Source organism: Citrobacter tructae (genome assembly GCF_004684345.1).
GTDB lineage: Bacteria > Pseudomonadota > Gammaproteobacteria > Enterobacterales > Enterobacteriaceae > Citrobacter > Citrobacter tructae.
In genome coordinates this window covers 3,362,204-3,386,403 of record NZ_CP038469.1, presented here as the reverse complement: position 1 = coordinate 3,386,403, position 24,200 = coordinate 3,362,204, and the positions used below count along the sequence as shown (strand labels likewise).

Genomic DNA, 24,200 nt, shown 5'->3' with positions numbered 1-24,200 from the left:
ATGACTACCCAGGCTGTTTCTGGTCGCCGTTATTTCACTAAAGCATGGCTTCTGGAGCAAAAGTCGCTCATCGCTCTGTTAGTGCTGATCGCGATTGTTTCCACCATGAGCCCCAACTTTTTTACCGTTAATAACCTGTTCAACATTCTCCAGCAAACATCGGTAAACGCCATTATGGCCGTCGGCATGACGCTGGTTATTTTGACTTCGGGTATTGATCTGTCCGTCGGTTCTCTGCTGGCGCTTACCGGTGCGATTGCCGCTTCAATTGTAGGGATTGAAGTCAATGCGCTGGTGGCCGTTGCAGCTGCGCTGGCAGCTGGCGCAGCAATTGGTGCTGTTACCGGGGTAATTGTGGCAAAAGGCCGCGTACAGGCGTTTATCGCGACCCTGGTGATGATGCTGCTGCTGCGTGGTGTGACCATGGTGTATACCAACGGCAGCCCAGTAAATACCGGCTTTACCGAAAATGCCGATCTGTTTGGCTGGTTTGGTATTGGTCGTCCATTAGGCGTCCCAACGCCGGTATGGATTATGGGAATTGTCTTCCTGGCGGCGTGGTACATGCTGCACCATACGCGTCTGGGTCGCTATATCTATGCGTTGGGCGGTAACGAAGCGGCAACGCGTCTGTCCGGCATCAGCGTCAGTAAGATCAAAATTATCGTTTATTCACTCTGTGGGCTGCTGGCATCGTTGGCAGGCATCATCGAAGTGGCGCGTCTCTCTTCTGCACAACCGACGGCAGGTACCGGCTATGAGCTGGACGCTATCGCGGCAGTCGTGTTGGGCGGTACCAGCCTCGCGGGCGGTAAAGGACGTATTGTCGGTACGCTGATCGGCGCACTGATTCTTGGTTTCCTCAATAATGGTTTGAATTTGTTAGGTGTTTCCTCCTATTACCAGATGATCGTTAAAGCGGTGGTGATTTTGCTGGCGGTACTGGTAGACAACAAAAAGCAGTAACAACGACTACAGGACATCTTAAATATGAACATGAAAAAACTGGCTACCCTGGTTTCTGCTGTTGCGCTAAGCGCCACCGTGAGCGCGAATGTGATGGCAAAAGATACCATTGCATTGGTGGTCTCCACCCTTAACAACCCGTTCTTTGTTTCTCTGAAAGATGGGGCGCAAAAAGAAGCCGATAAGTTGGGTTACAACCTGGTTATTCTGGATTCGCAGAACAACCCGGCGAAAGAGCTGGCAAACGTTCAGGACCTAACCGTTCGTGGGACTAAAATTCTGCTTATTAACCCGACCGACTCTGATGCCGTGGGTAATGCCGTGAAGATGGCTAACCAGGCGAAAATTCCGGTGATCACCCTGGACCGTCAGGCAAGCAAAGGTGAAGTTGTCAGCCATATTGCGTCTGATAACGTGCTGGGCGGCAAGATTGCTGGTGATTACATTGCGAAGAAAGCCGGTGAAGGCGCGAAAGTTATCGAACTGCAGGGTATTGCCGGAACATCGGCGGCGCGTGAGCGTGGCGAAGGTTTCCAGCAGGCTGTTGCGGCACACAAATTTAACGTGCTGGCCAGCCAGCCAGCAGACTTCGACCGTACCAAAGGTCTGAACGTTATGCAGAACCTGTTGACCGCGCATCCTGATGTGCAGGCTGTATTTGCTCAGAACGATGAAATGGCGCTGGGCGCGCTGCGTGCTCTGCAAACTGCGGGTAAATCTGATGTGATGGTGGTTGGATTTGACGGTACGCCTGATGGCGAAAAAGCCGTAAATGATGGCAAACTGGCTGCGACCATCGCTCAGTTACCGGATCAGATTGGCGCAAAAGGCGTTGAGACTGCGGATAAGGTACTGAAAGGCGAGAAGGTTCAGGCTAAATATCCGGTTGACCTGAAGCTGGTCATCAAGCAGTAATAGCGATTCAGGTCGTTCGCGACCTGATGGCGACATAAATACGCCATCCTCAGACAGTTGAAGATGAAAGCGTAAAAAGAAAAGCAGGGCACGCGCCACCCTAACCCGGTGGCGCACTTTGACTTGGAATACCGAACATGAAAACCGCAGGCAACCTCGTTGTTCTTGGCAGCATTAATGCCGATCACATCCTCAACCTTAATTCTTTTCCGACACCCGGCGAAACCGTAACCGGTAGCCAATATCAGGTCGCATTTGGCGGAAAAGGCGCGAACCAGGCGGTTGCTGCGGGTCGTAGTGGCGCAAATATCTCATTCATTGCCTGTACGGGGGATGATGATATTGGTGAAAGTGTACGTAAACAATTAGCCAGCGATAACATCGATATTGCGCCAATTAGTGTTATTTCTGGCGAAGCGACCGGTGTGGCGCTGATTTTTGTCAATGCTGAAGGCGAGAACGTTATTGCTATTCATGCAGGAGCGAATGCCGCACTTTCTCCTGCGCTGGTGGAGGCTCAGCGAGACCGTATTGCGCAGGCTTCGGCATTGCTGATGCAGTTAGAATCTCCTATCGAAAGCGTATTGGCTGCGGCAAAAATTGCGCGTCAACATAACACTACGGTCGCGCTTAACCCGGCTCCGGCACGTGAACTTTCTGATGAACTGCTGTCGCTGGTGGACATCATTACCCCGAATGAAACCGAGGCTGAAAGGCTGACGGGGATACGGGTGGAAAACGATGAAGATGCTGCTAAAGCGGCGCAGGCGTTGCACGCGAAGGGTATTCACACCGTACTGATTACCCTAGGAAGCCGTGGCGTTTGGGCCAGTGTAAACGGTGAAGGTCATCGTGTTCCCGGCTTTAAAGTGGATGCTGTTGATACCATCGCTGCCGGAGATACTTTTAACGGTGCGCTAATCACAGCGCTACTAGAAGAGACACCGTTGCCTGAGGCGATTCGCTTTGCGCATGCGGCCGCGGCGATTGCGGTAACGCGTAAAGGCGCACAGCCCTCCGTTCCGTGGCGCGAAGAAATTGAGGCGTTTTTAGGTCAGCAGAGGTAACGCTTGGCTACAATGAAGGACGTTGCCCGCCTTGCGGGTGTTTCCACGTCGACGGTTTCTCACGTCATTAATAAAGATCGTTTTGTCAGCGAGGCTATTACCGACAAAGTTGACGCGGCGATTAAAGAGCTTAACTACGCGCCTTCCGCGCTGGCGCGTAGCCTCAAGTTAAATCAGACCCGCACCATCGGTATGTTAATCACTGCCAGTACCAATCCCTTTTATTCAGAACTGGTGCGTGGTGTTGAACGCAGCTGTTTTGAGCGGGGCTACAGCCTGGTGTTATGCAACACCGAAGGCGACGAACAGCGCATGAATCGTAATCTGGAAACGTTGATGCAAAAGCGGGTGGACGGCTTACTGCTGCTCTGCACCGAAACTCATCAGCCTTCCATGGAAATCATGCAGCGTTACCCTTCTATTCCCACCGTGATGATGGACTGGTCACCTTTTGAGGGTGAAAGTGACCTGATTCAGGACAATTCCCTGTTGGGTGGGGATTTAGCCACTCAGCATCTTATCGAAAAAGGGTTTACGCGCATTGCTTGTATTACCGGGCCGCTGGACAAAACGCCGGCGCGTTTACGTCTGGAAGGATATCGCGCGGCAATGGAACGGGCTGGGTTAGTGATTCCGCAAGGCTACGAGATCACCGGTGATTTCGAGTTTGGCGGCGGGTTTGAAGCCATGCAAACGCTGTTGTCGCATAAACAGCGGCCGCAGGCTGTTTTTGCGGGTAATGATGCAATGGCGGTGGGGGCGTATCAGGCTTTGTACCAGTCAGGATTACGCATCCCGCAGGATATGGCGGTGGTAGGCTATGATGATATCGAACTAGCGCGTTACATGACGCCGCCGCTTACGACTATCCATCAACCCAAAGATGAACTGGGAGAGCTGGCCATCGATGTGTTAATTCACCGTATGGCGCAACCCACCTTGCAGCAACAGCGCCTGCAGCTTACTCCTGTTCTGATGGTGCGGGGGTCGGTTTAGACTTATGCCGCTCTTTGATCAGGTTGCGGCCATCTTTGGCTTTTAGCAGCATGAACATCAGTGCTGATATCACCGTAATAGCGCCCATCGTAATAAAGGTATAGTGGAACTGTTCGACCGTATTGGTTCCTTCCATGCCTTCATAGATACGCAGTACGGCGGCGCTAATCGCAACACCTAAGCTAATCGACAGCTGTTGCGTGACGGCTAACACGCTGTTGCCGCTGCTGGCATTATCATCGGTCAGATCCGCAAGGGTAATGGTATTCATCGAGGTAAACTGGGTGGACATTGCCATACCTAAAATGAACAACGGCAGGATCAGCATCCAAATTGGCATGGCGGGAGATTGCAAAGAGAACTGCGCAATCATCAGGCCGATAAATACCGTCACGCCGACCAGCGTCGTGCGGTAGCCAAGACGACGCAGGACCTGTGTCACCATTGATTTCGCCAGAATGGATCCCAGCGCTGTCGGTGCCATCATACAACCGGCTATTAGCGCCGGGTAGCCAAAGCCGACCTGCAACATCAGTGGCATTAAGAAAGGTACACATCCTGTCCCCAGGCGTGTGGCAAGGTTTCCCGCGATACCGACCGAGAACGTTCGGGTCTTAAAGATCGGGAGCGCAATTAATGGTGTTGGATGGTGGCGCGCGTGGCGGATGTAGGCGAGCAGCAGCAAAATGCTGCCAAGAATAATGCTAAGCGCTATCCAACTGGCGACAAGTTTTTCACCGAGCAACTCCACTCCGCTGGAAAACAGCACCAGGCTCAGACCAAAGAGAAAGAAACCGGTCATATCAAAGCCACGGCGTGGTGTGGTGAAGTTCGGCATATATTTGCGGGCATAGAAGATACCGGCAATGCCAATTGGAATATTAATCAGGAAGATCCAGTGCCAGCTGGCCCACGTTACCAAAACTCCGCCTAAAACCGGGCCTAAAATCGGCCCCACCAGTCCAGGCATGGTCACGAAGTTAAGTACCGGGAGCAGCTCACTACGCGGGTAGGCGCGCAATAGCGCCAGGCGGGCAACCGGCATCATCATTGCGCCGCCAATACCCTGTATCACCCGGAAAACAACCAGTTCTGTTAAAGAGCCAGATAGCGCACAGGCAAGTGAACCCAAGGTAAACAGGCTCACGGCAATCATAAAGATACGTCGGGTACCGAAGCGGTCAGCCAGCCAACCACTCACCGGGATCAGCATCGCCACCGTCAGGGTGTAGCTGATGATGGCCGACTGCATGGCGAGTGGGGAGCGGTTGAGGCTGTGTGCGATTGCGGGTAACGCAGTATTAAGGATAGTGGCGTCTAATGCCTGCATAAAAAAGGCCATGGCGGCGATCCATGGCAACCCGGCCATACTGCGTGATTTCTTTTCTGGCATGTTATTTATCCGGGAGATCATTGGGGGCTATCAGTAATGCCTGACAGGCGGTGAAGGCGCGATCGCCATCGCTGTCCTCTATGGCATCCACAATGGCCTGATGCAAATCCAGCTTCACCACCTCGTTATAGGTAATAGAGGTAAAATAGGTCTGGTACACGGAATGGAACAATGATGCGAAGGAAATCAGGAATGGATTTGCGCTCATTTCATAGATGTGTTCATGCCAGGCAATATCTACTTCAATCCAGCGCTCACGCTTAAAGTTCTTTTTCAGCTCGACCATTTCTTTCATTAAGGTATTCAGGTGCGCTTTTTGTTCTGCCGTGCCGATGGTGGCAGCCAGTAAACAGGCTTGGGGTTCCAGGCTAATGCGCATCACCAGAAAATGTTTGATGACCTGAGGGAAATTATCTTCCGTCATCCACCACGTGAGCAGCTCCTGATCGAGGAAATTCCAGTTTGCTTGGGGCATAACGCGAGTACCGATCCGCGGGCGCGGTAATACCATTCCTTTTGCCGTTAACGTCTTTATAGCTTCTCTTACTGCAGTACGGCTCACGCCGAACTGATCGCCCAGTTCTATTTCACCTGGCAGGATAGCGCCTGGCGCGTACTCACCTTTTAATATTCGCTGAGCCAGTTTTTCGGCCAGAACATAGGAAAGGTTTTTCTGTGCGGCTAACTGTTGGGCATTTAAAGGCATGAATGTTCTTCCTTACTCTTTCTCTTATTCATTAGTATGCCACCAGGAAGTGTGATTGCGGTTGCAAAAACGGCAAGTTGCTTATTTTATGGCACGTTAATGACGGTTTTGATGAAAAAATACGCACTCGGAAAGTTATTTTAAATTTCCGCTTGTCAGCCTGAAATAACTCCCTATAATGCGCCTCCACTGACACGGAACAACGGATTACATGCCGCCGGGTCAGCGGGGTTCCACCGAGAACCTTGCAGAGAAAAGCAGAAATAATTGCTTGACTCTGAATGAGGAAAACGTATTATACGGGACCTCGCAACGGTGAGCGAAAGCCGCGTTGCACTGCTCTTTAACAATTTATCAGACAATCTGTGTGGGCACTCGAAGATACGGATTCTTAACGTCGCAAGACGAAAAATGAATACCAAGTCTCTGAGTGAACATACGTAATTCATTACGAAGTTTAATTCACGAGCATCAAACTTAAATTGAAGAGTTTGATCATGGCTCAGATTGAACGCTGGCGGCAGGCCTAACACATGCAAGTCGAACGGTAGCACAGAGGAGCTTGCTCCTTGGGTGACGAGTGGCGGACGGGTGAGTAATGTCTGGGAAACTGCCCGATGGAGGGGGATAACTACTGGAAACGGTAGCTAATACCGCATAACGTCGCAAGACCAAAGAGGGGGACCTTCGGGCCTCTTGCCATCGGATGTGCCCAGATGGGATTAGCTAGTAGGTGGGGTAACGGCTCACCTAGGCGACGATCCCTAGCTGGTCTGAGAGGATGACCAGCCACACTGGAACTGAGACACGGTCCAGACTCCTACGGGAGGCAGCAGTGGGGAATATTGCACAATGGGCGCAAGCCTGATGCAGCCATGCCGCGTGTATGAAGAAGGCCTTCGGGTTGTAAAGTACTTTCAGCGAGGAGGAAGGTGTTGTGGTTAATAACCACAGCAATTGACGTTACTCGCAGAAGAAGCACCGGCTAACTCCGTGCCAGCAGCCGCGGTAATACGGAGGGTGCAAGCGTTAATCGGAATTACTGGGCGTAAAGCGCACGCAGGCGGTCTGTCAAGTCGGATGTGAAATCCCCGGGCTCAACCTGGGAACTGCATCCGAAACTGGCAGGCTAGAGTCTTGTAGAGGGGGGTAGAATTCCAGGTGTAGCGGTGAAATGCGTAGAGATCTGGAGGAATACCGGTGGCGAAGGCGGCCCCCTGGACAAAGACTGACGCTCAGGTGCGAAAGCGTGGGGAGCAAACAGGATTAGATACCCTGGTAGTCCACGCCGTAAACGATGTCGACTTGGAGGTTGTTCCCTTGAGGAGTGGCTTCCGGAGCTAACGCGTTAAGTCGACCGCCTGGGGAGTACGGCCGCAAGGTTAAAACTCAAATGAATTGACGGGGGCCCGCACAAGCGGTGGAGCATGTGGTTTAATTCGATGCAACGCGAAGAACCTTACCTACTCTTGACATCCAGAGAACTTAGCAGAGATGCTTTGGTGCCTTCGGGAACTCTGAGACAGGTGCTGCATGGCTGTCGTCAGCTCGTGTTGTGAAATGTTGGGTTAAGTCCCGCAACGAGCGCAACCCTTATCCTTTGTTGCCAGCGGTTCGGCCGGGAACTCAAAGGAGACTGCCAGTGATAAACTGGAGGAAGGTGGGGATGACGTCAAGTCATCATGGCCCTTACGAGTAGGGCTACACACGTGCTACAATGGCATATACAAAGAGAAGCGACCTCGCGAGAGCAAGCGGACCTCATAAAGTATGTCGTAGTCCGGATTGGAGTCTGCAACTCGACTCCATGAAGTCGGAATCGCTAGTAATCGTAGATCAGAATGCTACGGTGAATACGTTCCCGGGCCTTGTACACACCGCCCGTCACACCATGGGAGTGGGTTGCAAAAGAAGTAGGTAGCTTAACCTTCGGGAGGGCGCTTACCACTTTGTGATTCATGACTGGGGTGAAGTCGTAACAAGGTAACCGTAGGGGAACCTGCGGTTGGATCACCTCCTTACCTTAAAGAAACGTTCTTTGTAGTGTCCACACAGATTGTCTGATGAAAAGTAAATAGCAAGGCGTCTTGCGATTGAGACTTCAGTGTCCCCTTCGTCTAGAGGCCCAGGACACCGCCCTTTCACGGCGGTAACAGGGGTTCGAATCCCCTAGGGGACGCCACTTGCTGGTTCGTGAGTGAAAGTCGCCGACCTCAATATCTCAAAACTGACTCTCTGAGTTATGTTTGAGATATTTGCTCTTTAAAAATCTGGATCAAGCTGAAAATTGAAACGACACACTGTGTCTGTTCTCCGTAATAAGAACAGATAAGCGGTGTGTTCGAGTCTCTCAAATTTTCGCAACGCGGAATGTTTTACGAAACATCTTCGGGTTGTGAGGTTAAGCGACTAAGCGTACACGGTGGATGCCCTGGCAGTCAGAGGCGATGAAGGACGTGCTAATCTGCGATAAGCGTCGGTAAGGTGATATGAACCGTTATAGCCGGCGATTTCCGAATGGGGAAACCCAGTGCAATTCGTTGCACTATCGTTAAGTGAATACATAGCTTAACGAAGCGAACCGGGGGAACTGAAACATCTAAGTACCCCGAGGAAAAGAAATCAACCGAGATTCCCCCAGTAGCGGCGAGCGAACGGGGAGCAGCCCAGAGTCTGAATCAGCATATGTGGTAGTGGAACGGTCTGGAAAGTCCGACGGTACAGGGTGATAGTCCCGTACACAAAATCACACATGCTGTGAACTCGAAGAGTAGGGCGGGACACGTGGTATCCTGTCTGAATATGGGGGACCATCCTCCAAGGCTAAATACTCCTGACTGACCGATAGTGAACCAGTACCGTGAGGGAAAGGCGAAAAGAACCCCGGCGAGGGGAGTGAAAAAGAACCTGAAACCGTGTACGTACAAGCAGTGGGAGCCTCTTTATGGGGTGACTGCGTACCTTTTGTATAATGGGTCAGCGACTTATATTCTGTAGCAAGGTTAACCGTATAGGGGAGCCGAAGGGAAACCGAGTCTTAACTGGGCGTTAAGTTGCAGGGTATAGACCCGAAACCCGGTGATCTAGCCATGGGCAGGTTGAAGGTTGGGTAACACTAACTGGAGGACCGAACCGACTAATGTTGAAAAATTAGCGGATGACTTGTGGCTGGGGGTGAAAGGCCAATCAAACCGGGAGATAGCTGGTTCTCCCCGAAAGCTATTTAGGTAGCGCCTCGTGAACTCATCTTCGGGGGTAGAGCACTGTTTCGGCTAGGGGGTCATCCCGACTTACCAACCCGATGCAAACTACGAATACCGAAGAATGTTATCACGGGAGACACACGGCGGGTGCTAACGTCCGTCGTGAAGAGGGAAACAACCCAGACCGCCAGCTAAGGTCCCAAAGTCACAGTTAAGTGGGAAACGATGTGGGAAGGCACAGACAGCCAGGATGTTGGCTTAGAAGCAGCCATCATTTAAAGAAAGCGTAATAGCTCACTGGTCGAGTCGGCCTGCGCGGAAGATGTAACGGGGCTAAACTGTGCACCGAAGCTGCGGCAGCGACACTATGTGTTGTTGGGTAGGGGAGCGTTCTGTAAGCCGTTGAAGGTGGCCTGTGAGGGTTGCTGGAGGTATCAGAAGTGCGAATGCTGACATAAGTAACGATAATGCGGGTGAAAAACCCGCACGCCGGAAGACCAAGGGTTCCTGTCCAACGTTAATCGGGGCAGGGTGAGTCGACCCCTAAGGCGAGGCCGAAAGGCGTAGTCGATGGGAAACAGGTTAATATTCCTGTACTTGGTGTTACTGCGAAGGGGGGACGGAGAAGGCTATGTTAGCCGGGCGACGGTTGTCCCGGTTTAAGCATGTAGGCGGAGAGTTTAGGTAAATCCGGACTCTTGTTAACGCTGAGGTGTGATGACGAGGCACTACGGTGCTGAAGTAACAAATGCCCTGCTTCCAGGAAAAGCCTCTAAGCATCAGGTAACACAAAATCGTACCCCAAACCGACACAGGTGGTCAGGTAGAGAATACCAAGGCGCTTGAGAGAACTCGGGTGAAGGAACTAGGCAAAATGGTGCCGTAACTTCGGGAGAAGGCACGCTGATACCAGGTGAAGCGACTTGCTCGTGGAGCTGAAATCAGTCGAAGATACCAGCTGGCTGCAACTGTTTATTAAAAACACAGCACTGTGCAAACACGAAAGTGGACGTATACGGTGTGACGCCTGCCCGGTGCCGGAAGGTTAATTGATGGGGTTATCCGTAAGGAGAAGCTCTTGATCGAAGCCCCGGTAAACGGCGGCCGTAACTATAACGGTCCTAAGGTAGCGAAATTCCTTGTCGGGTAAGTTCCGACCTGCACGAATGGCGTAATGATGGCCAGGCTGTCTCCACCCGAGACTCAGTGAAATTGAACTCGCTGTGAAGATGCAGTGTACCCGCGGCAAGACGGAAAGACCCCGTGAACCTTTACTATAGCTTGACACTGAACACTGGTCCTTGATGTGTAGGATAGGTGGGAGGCTTTGAAGTGTGGACGCCAGTCTGCATGGAGCCAACCTTGAAATACCACCCTTTAATGGCTGGTGTTCTAACGTAGACCCGTGATCCGGGTTGCGGACAGTGTCTGGTGGGTAGTTTGACTGGGGCGGTCTCCTCCTAAAGAGTAACGGAGGAGCACGAAGGTTAGCTAATCCTGGTCGGACATCAGGAGGTTAGTGCAAAGGCATAAGCTAGCTTGACTGCGAGAGTGACGGCTCGAGCAGGTGCGAAAGCAGGTCTTAGTGATCCGGTGGTTCTGAATGGAAGGGCCATCGCTCAACGGATAAAAGGTACTCCGGGGATAACAGGCTGATACCGCCCAAGAGTTCATATCGACGGCGGTGTTTGGCACCTCGATGTCGGCTCATCACATCCTGGGGCTGAAGTAGGTCCCAAGGGTATGGCTGTTCGCCATTTAAAGTGGTACGCGAGCTGGGTTTAGAACGTCGTGAGACAGTTCGGTCCCTATCTGCCGTGGGCGCTGGAGAATTGAGGGGGGCTGCTCCTAGTACGAGAGGACCGGAGTGGACGCATCACTGGTGTTCGGGTTGTCATGCCAATGGCATTGCCCGGTAGCTAAATGCGGAAAAGATAAGTGCTGAAAGCATCTAAGCACGAAACTTGCCCCGAGATGAGTTCTCCCTGACTCCTTGAGAGTCCTGAAGGAACGTTGAAGACTACGACGTTGATAGGTCGGGTGTGTAAGTGTAGCGATACATTGAGCTAACCGATACTAATGAACCGTGAGGCTTAACCTTACAACGCCAAAGATGTTTTGGTGAAGAGACAGATTTTCAGCCTGATACAGATAACATCAGAACGCCAAAAGCGGTCTGATAGACAGAATTTGCCTGGCGGCTGTAGCGCGGTGGTCCCACCTGACCCCATGCCGAACTCAGAAGTGAAACGCCGTAGCGCCGATGGTAGTGTGGGGTCTCCCCATGCGAGAGTAGGGAACTGCCAGGCATCAAATTAAGCAGTAACCGGGATGAATAATCCGGGTAGTGACAAAGAAATTCGGTGGAGCGGTAGTTCAGTTGGTTAGAATACCTGCCTGTCACGCAGGGGGTCGCGGGTTCGAGTCCCGTCCGTTCCGCCACTTATTAGAAAATTAAGCCTGCTAATATAGCAGGCTTAATGATAAGAAATTTAGGGGCGTAGCTCAGTTGGTAGAGCACCGGTCTCCAAAACCGGGTGTCGCGAGTTCGAGTCTCTCCGCCCCTGCCAGAAACAATCCTTAGCATTTTTGCTAAGGATTTTTTTTATCTAAAAATTATGCCTGTCTTTTTACCGTTTATTCTCAATTCCCGGCATCCTTGCCAGCGTTCTCTAGTCATCCAGAATATTCGTTTTTAACAGATCGCGGATAAGCGTATGTTTATCGCTATTTTGCAGCCAAACCGCATATAGCGGACGTGAAAGCGTCGTGCTGTCGGTAATCATGTGGAGATCGCTTTTCGTTTTCGCCCAACTGACAGGAAGCCAGCTAAAACCCTTAAGTACAGAAAGTTGCTGCCTTGCCAGCTCAGCAGAACTGGTAGTAAGCACCGGTATTTCATCACCTGCAACTAATCCCACTTCGTGTTGTTGAAAATCAGGTCCCCATTCCAGGCGCAGATAATTCAACTCGTCTTTTGTCTGTGATGGTGTGCAGCAATATAACGCTAGTGTGAAATATCCCAGCAGTTGGCTGCTAAATTCGTCCATTTTGGGTGTTTCGGTGGTAATCAGCAGATCAAGCTGTCGTTCATGGAGTTGCTTAACTAACGACTGACGTTGCGCGATCCTGGCTTCAAATTGCAGGCTGGCTTGCGGTTCCTGTGATTGATACAACCGCCCCAGCCAGCTATTAAGCATGCACTCCCAAAGGGAAGCACTGGCACCGATAGAGAACTCATTATGCCGCGAGGTATTCGCAACCTCCTTACGTGCTGCTTGCCATGTATTCATGAGCGTTTCAGCATAGGGCAATAATTTTTCACCCGCTGCGGTTAAACGGATATTGTTTCTGTGTCGGGTGAACAGGTTCACACCTAGTTGATTTTCCAGTTGTCTGATGCGAAAACTGACTGCCGACTGGGTCAGATAGAGCGCTTCAGCTGCCCGACCAAAGTGGCGCGTTCGGCTAACTTCCAGGAAAGTCTTTAACAATTCCGTATCCACAACTCGCTCCATAAAATAATTTGTCGTTATGATTTAAATCTTTTGTTTGACGCTCTGTCAAGCGTAACTAATACTCCGCGCCATAAATAGCTCGGCCAAAGAATTAGGAGCGTGCAGGATGGCGGAAAGCTTTACGACGACTAATCGATATTTCGACAATAAATATTATCCCCGCGGATTCTCCCGTCATGGTGATTTCACCATTAAAGAGGCACAGCTGCTTGAGCGTCATGGCTATGCTTTCAATGAGCTGGATCTGGGCAAGCGTGAGCCGGTAACTGAAGAAGAGAAGTTGTTTGTGGCGGTGTGCCGTGGTGAACGTGAGCCGGTTACCGAAGCTGAACGTGTGTGGTCTAAATACATGACGCGTATTAAGCGTCCAAAACGTTTCCATACGCTGTCTGGCGGTAAACCTCAGGTTGAAGGTGCAGAAGACTACACTGAGTCAGATGACTAATAAAAAAAGGGCGAAAGCCCTTTTTTTATGCCAGTAGTTTCTGCAAATGGATTAACAGCCGGTCGATTGCCCGATAGCCAACGGCTTCCTGTAAATGCTGACGGGTGATCTGGTCACATTGATCAATATCCGCAATTGTGCGAGCGACCTTTATCAGGCGCAGCCACGCACGGATGGACAATCCAAGATGTGCTAACGTTTCCTCCAGCCAGCGCGCATCATCCCTGTGCAAAATGCAGAATTGATGTATATCCTGGCTACCCAAATGTGCATTTAACTTATTTTGCCGCTGATACTGGCGCACACGCGCGGCCATAACACGTTTCTTCACCGCCTCGCTGCCCTCTCCCTTTACCGCGCGCTGGCTGAGTATACCCGGCGGTGGAAGGGGAATTTCGAGGGACAAATCGAAGCGGTCGAGAAAAGGGCCGGATAAGCGATTGAGGTAGCGTAGCGTTTGCTCTGGGGTACAGCGATTGTGGTTTCCCTGATAGTGTCCCGTTGGGCTTGGATTCATTGCCGCTATCAGTTGAAAGTGTGCCGGGTAGGTTATTTTTGCCCGGGTTCGTGATAAATGAATTTGTCCGGATTCAATGGGTTCACGTAGAGCATCCAGTGTACGGCGTTCAAACTCGGGCAATTCATCCAAAAATAATATGCCGTTATGTGCCAGAGAAATCTCTCCTGGTGCTGGTATTGCTCCTCCGCCTACCATTGCGGTTAAAGAAGCACTGTGATGAGGTGAGCGAAAGGGGCGTTGCTTCCACTGCTTGTGTATCGTGTCGGAATTGACCAGACTGAGGATTGCCGCACTTTCCAGTGCCTCCTCATTGTTTAACGGTGGCAGCAGTCCTTTGAGGCGACTGGCGAGCATTGTTTTCCCCGTACCCGGCGGGCCGATGAGCAGGAGATTGTGGCCGCCTGCGGCGGTTATCTCCAGCCCTCGTTTACCCTGTTCCTGGCCGATGATGTCGCTGAGGTCATCAGAAGAGCCTGCAGGCGGAATCTCTACGTAAACGGGTCTTTCTAATTCATGCTTGCCTTCAAGAAATGCGCATACAGACTGCAGGTGATCGGCAATCAGACACCCCTCGCCGTGTATCAACCCCACTTCTGCAGCATTCTCTTTTGCGACAATGATTCGTCTGCCTGCGCGAATCGCTTCGGTTGCGCTTGATATCGCTCCGGGAACGCCGCGTAACGCACCTGTAAGCGCTAATTCACCTAACAACTCATAAGTATCGAGATTATGTGTTGTAAGCTGCTCTGACGCTGCCAGAAGCGCAACGGCGATAGGCAAATCATATCTCCCGCCTTCTTTAGGCAGATCTGCCGGGGCGAGGTTGATGGTTATCTTCTTGGCCGGAAATTCATACCCGCTATTAATAATCGCACTGCGAACTCGATCGCGGGCCTCTTTCACGGTCGTTTCGGGTAACCCGACCATGGTCAAGCCGGGCAAGCCACTACTAATATGTACTTCAATAGTAATGGGTGGTGCATTGACGCCTAATGCGGCGCGTGTGTGGACTATCGACAGTGACATAACTCCTCCTGAGGCAGGTATTATGTCGTAACTGATAGCGGCAATATTCTGCGTAATTGATGTTTTTAGATGCTGATTCACGTGTTTTTGTGCAAGAAATAATTGGTTGCATAACGCCTGGAACTACGCTCGCAAACACAACTGAAAGTACCTTATGCAGAGGTAAAGCATGATCGAGTTTGCTGAATAACGTGAAATATTCTCATTTTCTATTTTTTGTATAAAAAACAATGGTATTTATCTAAACCGTTAACGACGTCAGAAAAATCAATGAAAAAATATCTTGTGTCATTTGCAAATTCTATGGTAACTCTTTAGGTATTCCTTCGAACAAGATGCAAGAAAATACAAAAATGACAGCCCTTCTACGAGTGATTAGCCTGGTCGTGATTAGCGTGGTGGTGATTATTATCCCACCGTGCGGGGCTGCACTTGGACGAGGAAAGGCTTAGAAAACAAGCCTTAACGAACTAAGACCCCCGCACCGAAAGGTTCGGGGGTTTTTTTTGACCTTAAAAACTTAAACGAGGGGCAGAAAGTGAACGCTAGCATAAAATTCTGTTTCTCAAGATTTACGGCGGGGATGTAACTATGAATGGGGCACAGTGGGTGGTACATGCGTTGCGTGCACAAGGGGTTAACACCGTCTTTGGTTATCCCGGTGGCGCAATTATGCCGGTTTACGATACGTTGTATGACGGCGGCGTAGAACACTTGTTGTGCCGACATGAGCAGGGTGCGGCGATGGCGGCGATTGGTTATGCTCGCTCAACCGGTAAAACTGGGGTCTGTATCGCCACTTCCGGTCCTGGTGCAACCAACCTGATCACCGGCCTGGCTGATGCGCTGTTAGATTCCGTTCCCGTTGTGGCGATCACTGGCCAGGTCTCTTCCTCGTTTATCGGTACCGATGCGTTCCAGGAAGTGGACGTGCTCGGCATGTCGCTGTCCTGCACCAAACACAGCTTTCTTGTGCAGTCGCTGGAAGAACTGCCGCGTATCATGGCTGAGGCTTTCGCCGTGGCAAATTCCGGTCGTCCTGGCCCGGTTTTGGTTGATATCCCAAAAGATATCCAGTTGGCCAGCGGTACGCTGGAGCCGTATTTCACCACCGTCGAAAACGCAGCAGCTTTCCCACATGCTGAAGTTGAACAAGCTCGTAAGATGCTGGCAAAGGCACAGAAGCCGGTATTGTACGTAGGGGGAGGCGTAGGGATGGCGCAGGCGGTTCCGGCCCTGCGTGAGTTTATCGCGCTTACCCAAATACCGGTCGCCTGCACACTGAAAGGTCTGGGCGCCGTTGATGCGGATTACCCGTATTATCTGGGCATGCTGGGAATGCACGGCACTAAAGCGGCAAACTTTGCGGTGCAGGAGTGTGATTTGCTGATTGCCGTTGGCGCTCGTTTTGATGACCGGGTGACCGGCAAGCTGAACACCTTTGCCCCCAATGCCAGCGTGATCCACATGGATATCGATCCGGCTGAGATGAACAAACTGCGTCAGGCACACGTTGCGCTGCAGGGTGATTTGAATACGCTGTTACCCGCATTACAACAACCGCTGACCATCAACGAATGGTGCCAGCATACAGCTGATATGCGCGCAGAACATGCCTGGCGCTACGATCATCCGGGCGAGGCTATTTACGCGCCGCTGTTGTTAAAACAGTTGTCCGATCGCAAACCTACGGATAGCGTAGTGACGACGGATGTAGGTCAGCATCAGATGTGGTCAGCACAACATATGGCCTACACTCGCCCGGAGAACTTCATCACCTCCAGCGGCCTGGGGACGATGGGCTTTGGCTTACCAGCGGCCGTGGGCGCGCAGGTGGCCCGTCCGGACGATACGGTAATCTGTATCTCCGGTGACGGCTCTTTCATGATGAATGTACAGGAGCTGGGCACTGTAAAACGCAAGCAGTTGCCGCTGAAGATCGTCTTACTCGACAACCAGCGATTAGGCATGGTTCGACAATGGCAGCAGCTGTTTTTCCAGGAACGTTATAGCGAAACCACTCTTACCGATAACCCCGATTTCCTTATGTTGGCCAGCGCCTTTGGCATCCCAGGCCAACATATCACCCGTAAAGACCAGGTTGAAGCGGCACTCGACACCATGCTGAACAGTAAGGGGCCATACCTGCTTCATGTCTCAATCGACGAACTTGAGAATGTTTGGCCTCTGGTACCGCCTGGTGCCAGTAACTCAGAAATGCTGGAGAAATCATCATGATGCAACATCAGGTCGCCGTTGAGGCTCGTTTCAATCCGGAAACATTAGAACGTGTTTTACGCGTGGTACGTCATCGTGGTTTTCAGGTGTGCTCCATGAATATGGAAGCCGCCAGCGATGCGCAGAATATAAATATTGAATTGACCGTTGCCAGCCCACGGTCGGTCGACTTACTGTTTAGTCAGTTAAGTAAACTGGTAGATGTTGCACATGTTGCAATCTGCCAGAGCACAACCACATCACAACAAATTCGCGCCTGAGCGCAAAAGGAAGAAAAATGACGACGAAAAAAGCTGATTTCATTTGGTCCAATGGCGAGATGATTCGTTGGGAAGACGCGAAGGTCCACGTGATGTCTCACGCGCTGCACTACGGTACGTCAGTATTTGAAGGTATCCGTTGCTACGACTCTCACAAAGGGCCGGTGGTGTTCCGTCATCGCGAACACATGCAGCGTCTGCGTGATTCAGCCAAGATTTATCGTTTTCCTGTTTCTCAGAGCGTTGATGAGTTGATGGAAGCTTGCCGTGCGGTGATCCGCAAAAATAATCTGACCAGTGCGTACATCCGCCCGCTGGTGTTTGTTGGCGATGTCGGGATGGGTGTGAACCCGCCTGCGGGATACACCACTGACGTGATTATTGCTGCGTTCCCGTGGGGAGCTTACCTCGGTGCTGAAGCGCTGGAACAGGGGATCGACGCGATGGTTTCTTCCTGGAACCGCGTTGCGCCGAACACCATCCCTACCGCAGCTAAAGCGGGCGGTAACTATCTGTCTTCGCTGCTGGTAGGTAGCGAAGCGCGTCGTCATGGTTATCAGGAAGGTATTGCGCTGGATGTGAATGGCTACATCTCCGAAGGCGCGGGTGAAAACCTGTTTGAAGTTAAAGACGGCATTCTGTTTACCCCGCCGTTTACCTCATCCGCGCTGCCAGGCATCACCCGTGACGCGATCATCAAGCTGGCGAAAGACCTCGATATCGAAGTGCGTGAGCAGGTGCTGTCCCGCGAATCTCTGTACCTGGCCGACGAAGTGTTCATGTCCGGTACTGCGGCAGAAATCACCCCAGTACGCAGCGTTGACGGTATCCAGGTGGGCGAAGGCCGTTGTGGCCCGGTGACCAAACGTATCCAGCAAGCCTTCTTTGGCCTCTTCACTGGTGAAACGGAAGATAAATACGGCTGGTTAGATCAGGTTAATCAATAAACATAAATTTGGGACGGCACGCACCGCCCCATTTATTAGACAGACGGGAGTAAACAAAGCATGCCTAAGTACCGTTCCGCCACCACCACACATGGCCGCAATATGGCGGGAGCCCGCGCGTTGTGGCGCGCCACCGGGATGACCGATGATGACTTCGGTAAGCCGATTATTGCCGTTGTGAACTCCTTTACCCAGTTCGTGCCGGGCCACGTGCATCTGCGCGATCTCGGTAAACTGGTTGCCGAACAGATCGAAGCTTCCGGTGGCGTGGCGAAAGAGTTTAATACCATCGCCGTGGATGACGGTATCGCCATGGGCCACGGAGGCATGCTGTATTCCCTGCCGTCGCGCGAACTGATCGCCGACTCGGTGGAGTACATGGTGAACGCCCACTGCGCTGATGCGATGGTCTGTATCTCTAACTGCGACAAAATCACCCCGGGGATGTTAATGGCCTCGCTGCGCCTGAACATTCCGGTGATTTTTGTGTCCGGTGGCCCAATGGAAGCGGGTAAAACCAAGCTCTCCGATCAGATCATTAAACTCGATCTGGTGGATGCGATGATTCAGGGTGCGGACCCGAAAGTCTCTGATTCCCAAAGCGATCAGATTGAGCGTTCTGCCTGCCCGACCTGTGGCTCCTGTTCCGGTATGTTCACGGCCAACTCGATGAACTGCCTGACTGAAGCGCTGGGCCTGTCGCAGCCGGGTAACGGTTCGCTGTTGGCAACACACGCCGACCGTAAACAACTGTTCCTCAATGCGGGTTCACGTATTGTTGAGCTGACCAAACGCTATTATGAGCAAAATGATGATTCCGCGCTGCCGCGCAATATCGCCAATAAGGCGGCGTTTGAAAATGCTATGACCCTGGATATCGCCATGGGCGGTTCCACCAACACTGTTCTGCACTTGCTGGCTGCCGCACAGGAAGCGGAAATCGACTTCACCATGAGTGATATCGATAAATTGTCCCGCAAAGTGCCGCAGTTGTGTAAAGTCGCGCCGAGTACCCAGAAATACCATATGGAAGACGTCCACCGCGCGGGCGGTGTTCTGGGGATCTTAGGCGAGCTGGACAGAGCCGAACTGCTGAACCGCAACGTGAAAAACGTGCTGGGGCTGACCTTGCCACAAACCCTGGATCGCTATGATGTCATGCTGACTCAGGATGACGCGGTGAAAAAGATGTTCCGCGCCGGTCCAGCGGGCGTTCGTACAACGCAGGCGTTCTCGCAGGATTGCCGCTGGGATACGCTGGATGACGATCGCGCCGAAGGTTGTATTCGTTCTCTGGAACATGCTTACAGCAAAGACGGCGGTCTGGCCGTGCTGTACGGTAACTTCGCGGAAAACGGCTGTATTGTGAAAACCGCAGGCGTGGATGACAGCATCCTGAAATTCACCGGCCCAGCGAAAGTCTACGAAAGTCAGGACGATGCCGTTGAAGCCATTCTCGGCGGCAAAGTGGTGGCAGGTGACGTGGTAGTGATCCGCTACGAAGGGCCGAAAGGCGGGCCGGGCATGCAGGAGATGCTCTATCCAACCACCTTCCTGAAATCGATGGGTCTCGGCAAGGCCTGTGCATTGATCACCGACGGGCGTTTCTCCGGCGGTACGTCGGGTCTGTCCATCGGTCACGTTTCACCGGAAGCGGCGAGCGGCGGCAACATTGCGATTATCGAAGATGGTGACATGATTGCGATTGATATCCCGAATCGTGGTATCCAACTGCTGTTGAGTGATGCGGAGATTGCGGCCCGCCGTGAAGCGCAGCAAGCCCGCGGCGATAAAGCCTGGACGCCAAAAGATCGCCAGCGTCAGGTCTCCTTCGCGTTGCGCGCCTACGCCAGCCTGGCAACCAGTGCTGATAAAGGCGCGGTACGCGATAAATCGAAGCTGGGGGGCTAATGCCATGGCTGATTCACAACCCCTGTCAGCAGCTCCTGAGGGCGCTGAGTATCTTAGAGCGGTGCTGCGTGCACCGGTCTATGAAGCGGTGCAGGTCACGCCGCTGCAAAAAATGGAAAAACTCTCTTCGCGCCTCGACAACGTAATTCTGGTGAAGCGCGAAGACCGACAGCCCGTTCATAGCTTCAAGCTGCGCGGTGCCTACGCCATGATGGCGGGTCTGACCGAAGCGCAAAAAGCACATGGTGTGATCACCGCGTCGGCAGGAAACCATGCCCAGGGCGTAGCTTTCTCTTCTGCACGATTAGGCGTGAAGGCGCTGATTGTCATGCCAACGGCCACCGCAGATATCAAAGTCGATGCCGTTCGCAGCTTCGGTGGCGAAGTGCTGCTGCACGGTGCGAATTTTGATGAGGCCAAAGCCAAAGCGATTGAACTATCGCAGCAGCAGGGTTTTACCTGGGTGCCGCCGTTTGATCATCCGATGGTTATTGCCGGACAGGGCACGCTGGCACTGGAGTTGCTGCAGCAGGATGCCCATCTTGACCGTGTGTTCGTGCCAGTTGGCGGTGGCGGATTAGCGGCAGGCGTGGCGGTGCTGATCAAACAACTGATGCCGCAAATCAAAGTGATTGCCGTTGAAGCCGAAGATTCAGCCTGCCTGAAAGCGGCGCTGGATGCGGGTCATCCTGTGGATCTGCCGCGCGTGGGGCTGTTTGCGGAAGGCGTGGCGGTGAAACGCATCGGCGATGAAACTTTCCGCCTGTGCCAGGAATATCTTGACGATATTATTACCGTCGATAGCGATGCTATCTGTGCGGCGATGAAAGATCTGTTTGAGGACGTGCGTGCGGTGGCGGAGCCGTCTGGCGCACTGGCGCTGGCGGGCATGAAAAAATACATCGCCCAGCACAATATTCGCGGTGAACGACTGGCACATGTGCTGTCCGGTGCGAACGTTAACTTCCACGGTCTGCGCTACGTGTCTGAACGCTGCGAGCTGGGGGAACAACGCGAAGCGCTGCTGGCGGTGACCATCCCGGAAGAGAAGGGCAGTTTCCTGAAATTCTGCCAACTGCTGGGTGGACGTTCAGTGACCGAGTTTAATTACCGTTTTGCTGATGCGAAGGACGCCTGCATTTTTGTCGGCGTACGCCTGAGTCGTGGTCTGGAAGAGCGTAAAGAAATCCTCCAGTTGCTCAGCGACGGCGGTTACAGCGTTGTGGATCTGTCTGATGATGAAATGGCCAAGCTGCACGTGCGCTATATGGTCGGAGGACGTCCCTCTAAGCCGCTACAAGAACGTCTGTACAGCTTTGAATTCCCGGAGTCTCCAGGTGCGCTGTTGAAGTTTCTGCATACTTTAGGGACCCACTGGAATATTTCCCTGTTCCATTACCGCAGCCATGGCACTGACTACGGGCGCGTGCTGGCGGCGTTTGAACTGGGCGATCATGAACCGGATTTTGAAACGCGGATCAACGAACTGGGCTACGACTGCCACGATGAGAGTTGTAACCCTGCGTTCAGGTTCTTTCTGGCGGGTTAGTGGTTTGGCAATATCTTCCAGAACGCATCAATCAGCGGCTCATGCAGCCGCTTTTTTTGTGCGCAGACGCCCAGCTCAAACGGTGTTTTCTCGTCGCTGCGTTCTAAAATCATCACGCGGTTGCGCACTGGCTCCGGGCTATTTTCCAGTACCACTTCTGGCAGTAGCGCCACGCCGCAACCCAGTGCCACCATTGACACCATTGCCTCATGACCGCCGACCGTGGCATAAATCGACGGATTACTGATTTTATGGCGGCGGAACCACAGCTCAATGCGGCGCCGCACCGGTCCCTGGTCGGCCATAATAAACGGCACCGTTGACCAGTCGGGGACATCGACGGACACCTGATTGCGCACCGGGCAGGGCAGTGCCGGGGCGATCAACACCACCGCCAGATTTTCCAGCATCGAGAACGCGACTGCACCGGGCAGTGTTTCCGGTTTTCCGGCTATCGCCAGGTCTGCTTCTCCGGTGACCACTTTTTCCATGGCATCGGCGGCATCGCCGGTGGAAAGCTTAATTTCGACCGACGGGTGTTCGGCGCGAAAACGGTCAAGGATCGGTGGCAGGTGGCTGTAGGCGGCGGTTACCGAACAGAAAATATGCAGTTCGCCCGACAGCGACGGCCCTTGCTGATCGATGGTGTGACGGAGTTGCTGATACTGCAACAGCGTCTGCTGGGCAAAAATGCGCAGCTCTTCCCCGGCTTCGGTCAGCGTTACTGTGCGGTTATCGCGCACAAACAGCGCCTGCCCGAGATCCTCTTCGAGCCGCTGAATCTGCCGGGACAGCGTGGAAGGACTGACGTGCATCGCCCGCGCGCTGCGGCCAAAATGGCGACTTTCGGCCAGATGCAGGAAGGTTTTCAGATCGCGTAAATCCACCGACTCGCCTCTTTATTTTTACGTTGCAGAAATTGCAATGTGACGTTGTGAATATATCAATTTCCGCAATAAATTTCCTGTCATATAGTGGATTCAATCTCGCAAAAGCGAACCGAACAATAAGACACACAACATCACGGAGTACACCATCATGGCTAACTACTTTAATACACTGAACCTGCGCCAGCAGTTGGCGCAACTGGGTAAATGTCGCTTTATGGGCCGCGACGAATTCGCCGACGGCGCAAGCTACCTTCAGGGTAAAAAAGTGGTTATCGTTGGCTGTGGCGCTCAGGGTCTGAACCAGGGCCTGAACATGCGTGACTCCGGTCTGGATATCGCCTATGCCCTGCGTAAAGAAGCAATCGCCGAGAAGCGCGCTTCCTGGCGTAAAGCGACCGAAAACGGCTTCAAAGTCGGTACTTACGAAGAGCTGATCCCACAGGCGGATTTGGTGGTTAACCTGACGCCAGACAAACAGCACTCCGACGTTGTGCGTTCCGTACAACCGCTGATGAAAGACGGCGCGGCGCTGGGTTACTCTCACGGCTTCAACATCGTCGAAGTGGGCGAGCAGATCCGTAAAGATATCACCGTCGTTATGGTGGCGCCGAAGTGCCCGGGTACCGAAGTGCGTGAAGAGTACAAACGTGGTTTCGGCGTACCGACGCTGATTGCGGTTCACCCGGAAAACGACCCGAAAGGCGAAGGCATGGCGATTGCTAAAGCCTGGGCAGCGGCGACCGGTGGTCACCGTGCGGGCGTTCTGGAATCTTCCTTCGTTGCGGAAGTGAAATCTGACCTGATGGGCGAGCAGACTATCCTGTGCGGCATGCTGCAGGCCGGTTCTCTGCTGTGCTTTGACAAGCTGGTGGAAGACGGTACCGACCCGGCTTACGCTGAAAAACTGATTCAGTTTGGCTGGGAGACCATCACCGAAGCGCTGAAGCAGGGCGGCATTACTCTGATGATGGACCGTTTGTCTAACCCGGCTAAACTGCGTGCTTATGCGCTGTCCGAGCAGCTGAAAGAGATCATGGCACCGCTGTTCCAGAAACACATGGACGACATCATCTCCGGCGAATTCTCCTCCGGCATGATGGCTGACTGGGCTAACGACGATAAGAAACTGCTGACCTGGCGTGAAGAGACCGGTAAAACTGCGTTCGAAACCGCAGCACAGTTTGACGGTAAAATCAGCGAGCAGGAGTACTTCGATAAAGGTGTTCTGATGATCGCAATGGTCAAAGCGGGCGTCGAACTGGCGTTCGAAACCATGGTGGATTCCGGCATCATCGAAGAGTCTGCTTACTACGAATCACTGCACGAGCTGCCGCTGATTGCCAACACCATCGCCCGTAAACGTCTGTATGAAATGAACGTGGTAATTTCAGATACCGCAGAATACGGTAACTACCTGTTCTCTTACGCTTGCGTACCGCTGCTGAAAGCGTTTATGACTGAAATTCAGCCGGGCGATCTGGGCAAAGCGATTGCCGAAGGCGCGGTAGACAACGCACAACTGCGTGATGTAAACGAAGCAATTCGTGGTCATGCGATTGAGAAAGTGGGTCAGAAGCTGCGTGGATATATGACGGATATGAAACGTATTGCTGTAGCCGGATAAGATGTAGCCACTACCCGCAATAAAAA

General features: G+C 52.5%; 18 protein-coding genes, 3 tRNA genes and 3 rRNA genes. 19 read left to right on the top strand and 5 right to left on the bottom strand.

The annotated features are described in order from the left end of the window. From rbsC to rbsR, 4 genes are all read left to right on the top strand, one after another. Positions 1-966, top strand: a complete 966-nt coding sequence (rbsC, locus tag E4Z61_RS16910; RefSeq protein ID WP_135323766.1) for a ribose ABC transporter permease — start codon at positions 1-3, stop codon at positions 964-966. Positions 967-990: 24 nt separating this feature from the next. Then, positions 991-1,881 carry a ribose ABC transporter substrate-binding protein RbsB gene (gene rbsB / locus E4Z61_RS16905; RefSeq protein WP_135323765.1) on the top strand — a complete coding sequence of 297 codons (891 nt, stop codon included), beginning with the start codon at positions 991-993 and terminating at the stop codon, positions 1,879-1,881. A gap of 137 nt (positions 1,882-2,018) precedes the next feature. Then, the gene (rbsK, locus tag E4Z61_RS16900) at positions 2,019-2,948 is read left to right on the top strand and encodes a ribokinase (protein ID WP_135323764.1); all 930 of its coding nucleotides are present in this window, start codon (positions 2,019-2,021) and stop codon (positions 2,946-2,948) included. Positions 2,949-2,951: 3 nt separating this feature from the next. Then, positions 2,952-3,944: a ribose operon transcriptional repressor RbsR gene (rbsR, locus tag E4Z61_RS16895; RefSeq protein WP_135323763.1), complete on the top strand. Its 993-nt coding sequence runs from the start codon at positions 2,952-2,954 to the stop codon at positions 3,942-3,944. Here rbsR and mdtD read toward each other — a convergent pair. Beyond that, positions 3,910-5,337 carry a multidrug transporter subunit MdtD gene (mdtD, locus tag E4Z61_RS16890; protein ID WP_135323762.1) on the bottom strand — a complete coding sequence of 476 codons (1,428 nt, stop codon included), beginning with the start codon at positions 5,335-5,337 and terminating at the stop codon, positions 3,910-3,912. The two genes, rbsR and mdtD, sit on opposite strands and share 35 nt — an antisense overlap. A gap of 1 nt (position 5,338) precedes the next feature. Then, positions 5,339-6,043, bottom strand: a complete 705-nt coding sequence (locus E4Z61_RS16885) for a FadR/GntR family transcriptional regulator (RefSeq protein WP_135323761.1) — start codon at positions 6,041-6,043, stop codon at positions 5,339-5,341. Between the two features lie 479 nt (positions 6,044-6,522). On the opposite strand from E4Z61_RS16885, the gene E4Z61_RS16875 reads away from it, so the two are divergent. The 6 genes from E4Z61_RS16875 to E4Z61_RS16850 all read left to right on the top strand — a co-directional run bounded on the left by E4Z61_RS16875 (position 6,523) and on the right by E4Z61_RS16850 (position 11,816). Further along, positions 6,523-8,064 (top strand): 16S ribosomal RNA (locus E4Z61_RS16875). Between the two features lie 85 nt (positions 8,065-8,149). Further along, positions 8,150-8,225: transfer RNA gene (locus E4Z61_RS16870), tRNA-Glu, on the top strand. A gap of 217 nt (positions 8,226-8,442) precedes the next feature. Continuing rightward, positions 8,443-11,347, top strand: a 23S ribosomal RNA gene (locus E4Z61_RS16865). Between the two features lie 92 nt (positions 11,348-11,439). Next, positions 11,440-11,555 (top strand): 5S ribosomal RNA (gene rrf, locus E4Z61_RS16860). The 16S, 23S and 5S rRNA genes sit together here with 3 tRNA genes alongside, the layout of an rRNA operon. Before the next feature lie 56 nt (positions 11,556-11,611). Next, positions 11,612-11,688 (top strand) — tRNA-Asp (locus E4Z61_RS16855). A 52-nt stretch (positions 11,689-11,740) separates the two neighbouring features. Next, positions 11,741-11,816 (top strand) — tRNA-Trp (locus E4Z61_RS16850). Between the two features lie 102 nt (positions 11,817-11,918). Here E4Z61_RS16850 and hdfR read toward each other — a convergent pair. Beyond that, positions 11,919-12,764, bottom strand: coding sequence for an HTH-type transcriptional regulator HdfR (gene hdfR, locus E4Z61_RS16845; protein ID WP_135323759.1), 846 nt, complete (start codon positions 12,762-12,764; stop codon positions 11,919-11,921). A 106-nt stretch (positions 12,765-12,870) separates the two neighbouring features. Between hdfR and maoP the strand changes: the two genes are divergently transcribed. Continuing rightward, positions 12,871-13,209, top strand: a complete 339-nt coding sequence (maoP, locus tag E4Z61_RS16840; RefSeq protein WP_003018025.1) for a macrodomain Ori organization protein MaoP — start codon at positions 12,871-12,873, stop codon at positions 13,207-13,209. A gap of 25 nt (positions 13,210-13,234) precedes the next feature. Here the strand turns inward: maoP and E4Z61_RS16835 are convergent, their stop codons facing one another. Further along, positions 13,235-14,755 carry a YifB family Mg chelatase-like AAA ATPase gene (locus E4Z61_RS16835; protein WP_135323758.1) on the bottom strand — a complete coding sequence of 507 codons (1,521 nt, stop codon included), beginning with the start codon at positions 14,753-14,755 and terminating at the stop codon, positions 13,235-13,237. Positions 14,756-15,108: 353 nt separating this feature from the next. On the opposite strand from E4Z61_RS16835, the gene ilvL reads away from it, so the two are divergent. The 7 genes from ilvL (at position 15,109) to ilvA (ending at position 21,660) form a co-directional block, all read left to right on the top strand. Next, positions 15,109-15,207, top strand: a complete 99-nt coding sequence (ilvL, locus tag E4Z61_RS16830) for an ilv operon leader peptide (RefSeq protein ID WP_001311244.1) — start codon at positions 15,109-15,111, stop codon at positions 15,205-15,207. 86 nt (positions 15,208-15,293) lie between these two features. Beyond that, positions 15,294-15,344 carry a peptide IlvX gene (ilvX, locus tag E4Z61_RS24420; protein WP_205746900.1) on the top strand — a complete coding sequence of 17 codons (51 nt, stop codon included), beginning with the start codon at positions 15,294-15,296 and terminating at the stop codon, positions 15,342-15,344. A 2-nt stretch (positions 15,345-15,346) separates the two neighbouring features. Then, the gene (gene ilvG, locus E4Z61_RS16825; RefSeq protein ID WP_135323757.1) at positions 15,347-16,993 is read left to right on the top strand and encodes an acetolactate synthase 2 catalytic subunit; all 1,647 of its coding nucleotides are present in this window, start codon (positions 15,347-15,349) and stop codon (positions 16,991-16,993) included. Beyond that, the gene (gene ilvM, locus E4Z61_RS16820; RefSeq protein WP_003018017.1) at positions 16,990-17,253 is read left to right on the top strand and encodes an acetolactate synthase 2 small subunit; all 264 of its coding nucleotides are present in this window, start codon (positions 16,990-16,992) and stop codon (positions 17,251-17,253) included. The genes ilvG and ilvM overlap by 4 nt, the downstream gene beginning before the upstream one ends. A gap of 17 nt (positions 17,254-17,270) precedes the next feature. Then, positions 17,271-18,200, top strand: coding sequence for a branched-chain amino acid transaminase (locus E4Z61_RS16815; protein WP_135323756.1), 930 nt, complete (start codon positions 17,271-17,273; stop codon positions 18,198-18,200). A gap of 60 nt (positions 18,201-18,260) precedes the next feature. Then, on the top strand, positions 18,261-20,111 hold the full coding sequence (gene ilvD / locus E4Z61_RS16810; protein WP_135323755.1) for a dihydroxy-acid dehydratase: 1,851 nt from the start codon (positions 18,261-18,263) through the stop codon (positions 20,109-20,111). A gap of 4 nt (positions 20,112-20,115) precedes the next feature. Further along, the gene (gene ilvA, locus E4Z61_RS16805) at positions 20,116-21,660 is read left to right on the top strand and encodes a threonine ammonia-lyase, biosynthetic (protein ID WP_135323754.1); all 1,545 of its coding nucleotides are present in this window, start codon (positions 20,116-20,118) and stop codon (positions 21,658-21,660) included. On the opposite strand, the gene ilvY is transcribed toward ilvA, so the two are convergent. Beyond that, a complete protein-coding gene (gene ilvY, locus E4Z61_RS16800) occupies positions 21,657-22,547 on the bottom strand; it encodes an HTH-type transcriptional activator IlvY (RefSeq protein ID WP_135323753.1) in 891 nt (296 codons plus the stop codon). The genes ilvA and ilvY overlap by 4 nt on opposite strands. A 151-nt stretch (positions 22,548-22,698) precedes the next feature. Here ilvY and ilvC point away from each other — a divergent pair, with 151 nt between their 5' ends. Next, positions 22,699-24,174, top strand: coding sequence for a ketol-acid reductoisomerase (ilvC, locus tag E4Z61_RS16795; RefSeq protein WP_135323752.1), 1,476 nt, complete (start codon positions 22,699-22,701; stop codon positions 24,172-24,174). Positions 24,175-24,200: the final 26 nt, after the last annotated feature.

Excerpts from the sequence above, each read along its gene's own strand:
- ilvD (WP_135323755.1), top strand. The coding sequence starts at position 18,261 with ATGCCTAAGTACCGTTCCGCCACCACCACACATGGCCGCAATATGGCG.
- hdfR (WP_135323759.1), bottom strand. The coding sequence starts at position 12,764 with ATGGAGCGAGTTGTGGATACGGAATTGTTAAAGACTTTCCTGGAAGTT.
- ilvA (WP_135323754.1), top strand. The coding sequence starts at position 20,116 with ATGGCTGATTCACAACCCCTGTCAGCAGCTCCTGAGGGCGCTGAGTAT.
- E4Z61_RS16815 (WP_135323756.1), top strand. The coding sequence starts at position 17,271 with ATGACGACGAAAAAAGCTGATTTCATTTGGTCCAATGGCGAGATGATT.
- rbsC (WP_135323766.1), top strand. The coding sequence starts at position 1 with ATGACTACCCAGGCTGTTTCTGGTCGCCGTTATTTCACTAAAGCATGG.
- rbsK (WP_135323764.1), top strand. The coding sequence starts at position 2,019 with ATGAAAACCGCAGGCAACCTCGTTGTTCTTGGCAGCATTAATGCCGAT.
- maoP (WP_003018025.1), top strand. The coding sequence starts at position 12,871 with ATGGCGGAAAGCTTTACGACGACTAATCGATATTTCGACAATAAATAT.
- E4Z61_RS16835 (WP_135323758.1), bottom strand. The coding sequence starts at position 14,755 with ATGTCACTGTCGATAGTCCACACACGCGCCGCATTAGGCGTCAATGCA.
- ilvC (WP_135323752.1), top strand. The coding sequence starts at position 22,699 with ATGGCTAACTACTTTAATACACTGAACCTGCGCCAGCAGTTGGCGCAA.
- rbsB (WP_135323765.1), top strand. The coding sequence starts at position 991 with ATGAACATGAAAAAACTGGCTACCCTGGTTTCTGCTGTTGCGCTAAGC.
- ilvL (WP_001311244.1), top strand. The coding sequence starts at position 15,109 with ATGACAGCCCTTCTACGAGTGATTAGCCTGGTCGTGATTAGCGTGGTG.
- ilvG (WP_135323757.1), top strand. The coding sequence starts at position 15,347 with ATGAATGGGGCACAGTGGGTGGTACATGCGTTGCGTGCACAAGGGGTT.
- E4Z61_RS16885 (WP_135323761.1), bottom strand. The coding sequence starts at position 6,043 with ATGCCTTTAAATGCCCAACAGTTAGCCGCACAGAAAAACCTTTCCTAT.
- ilvM (WP_003018017.1), top strand. The coding sequence starts at position 16,990 with ATGATGCAACATCAGGTCGCCGTTGAGGCTCGTTTCAATCCGGAAACA.
- mdtD (WP_135323762.1), bottom strand. The coding sequence starts at position 5,337 with ATGCCAGAAAAGAAATCACGCAGTATGGCCGGGTTGCCATGGATCGCC.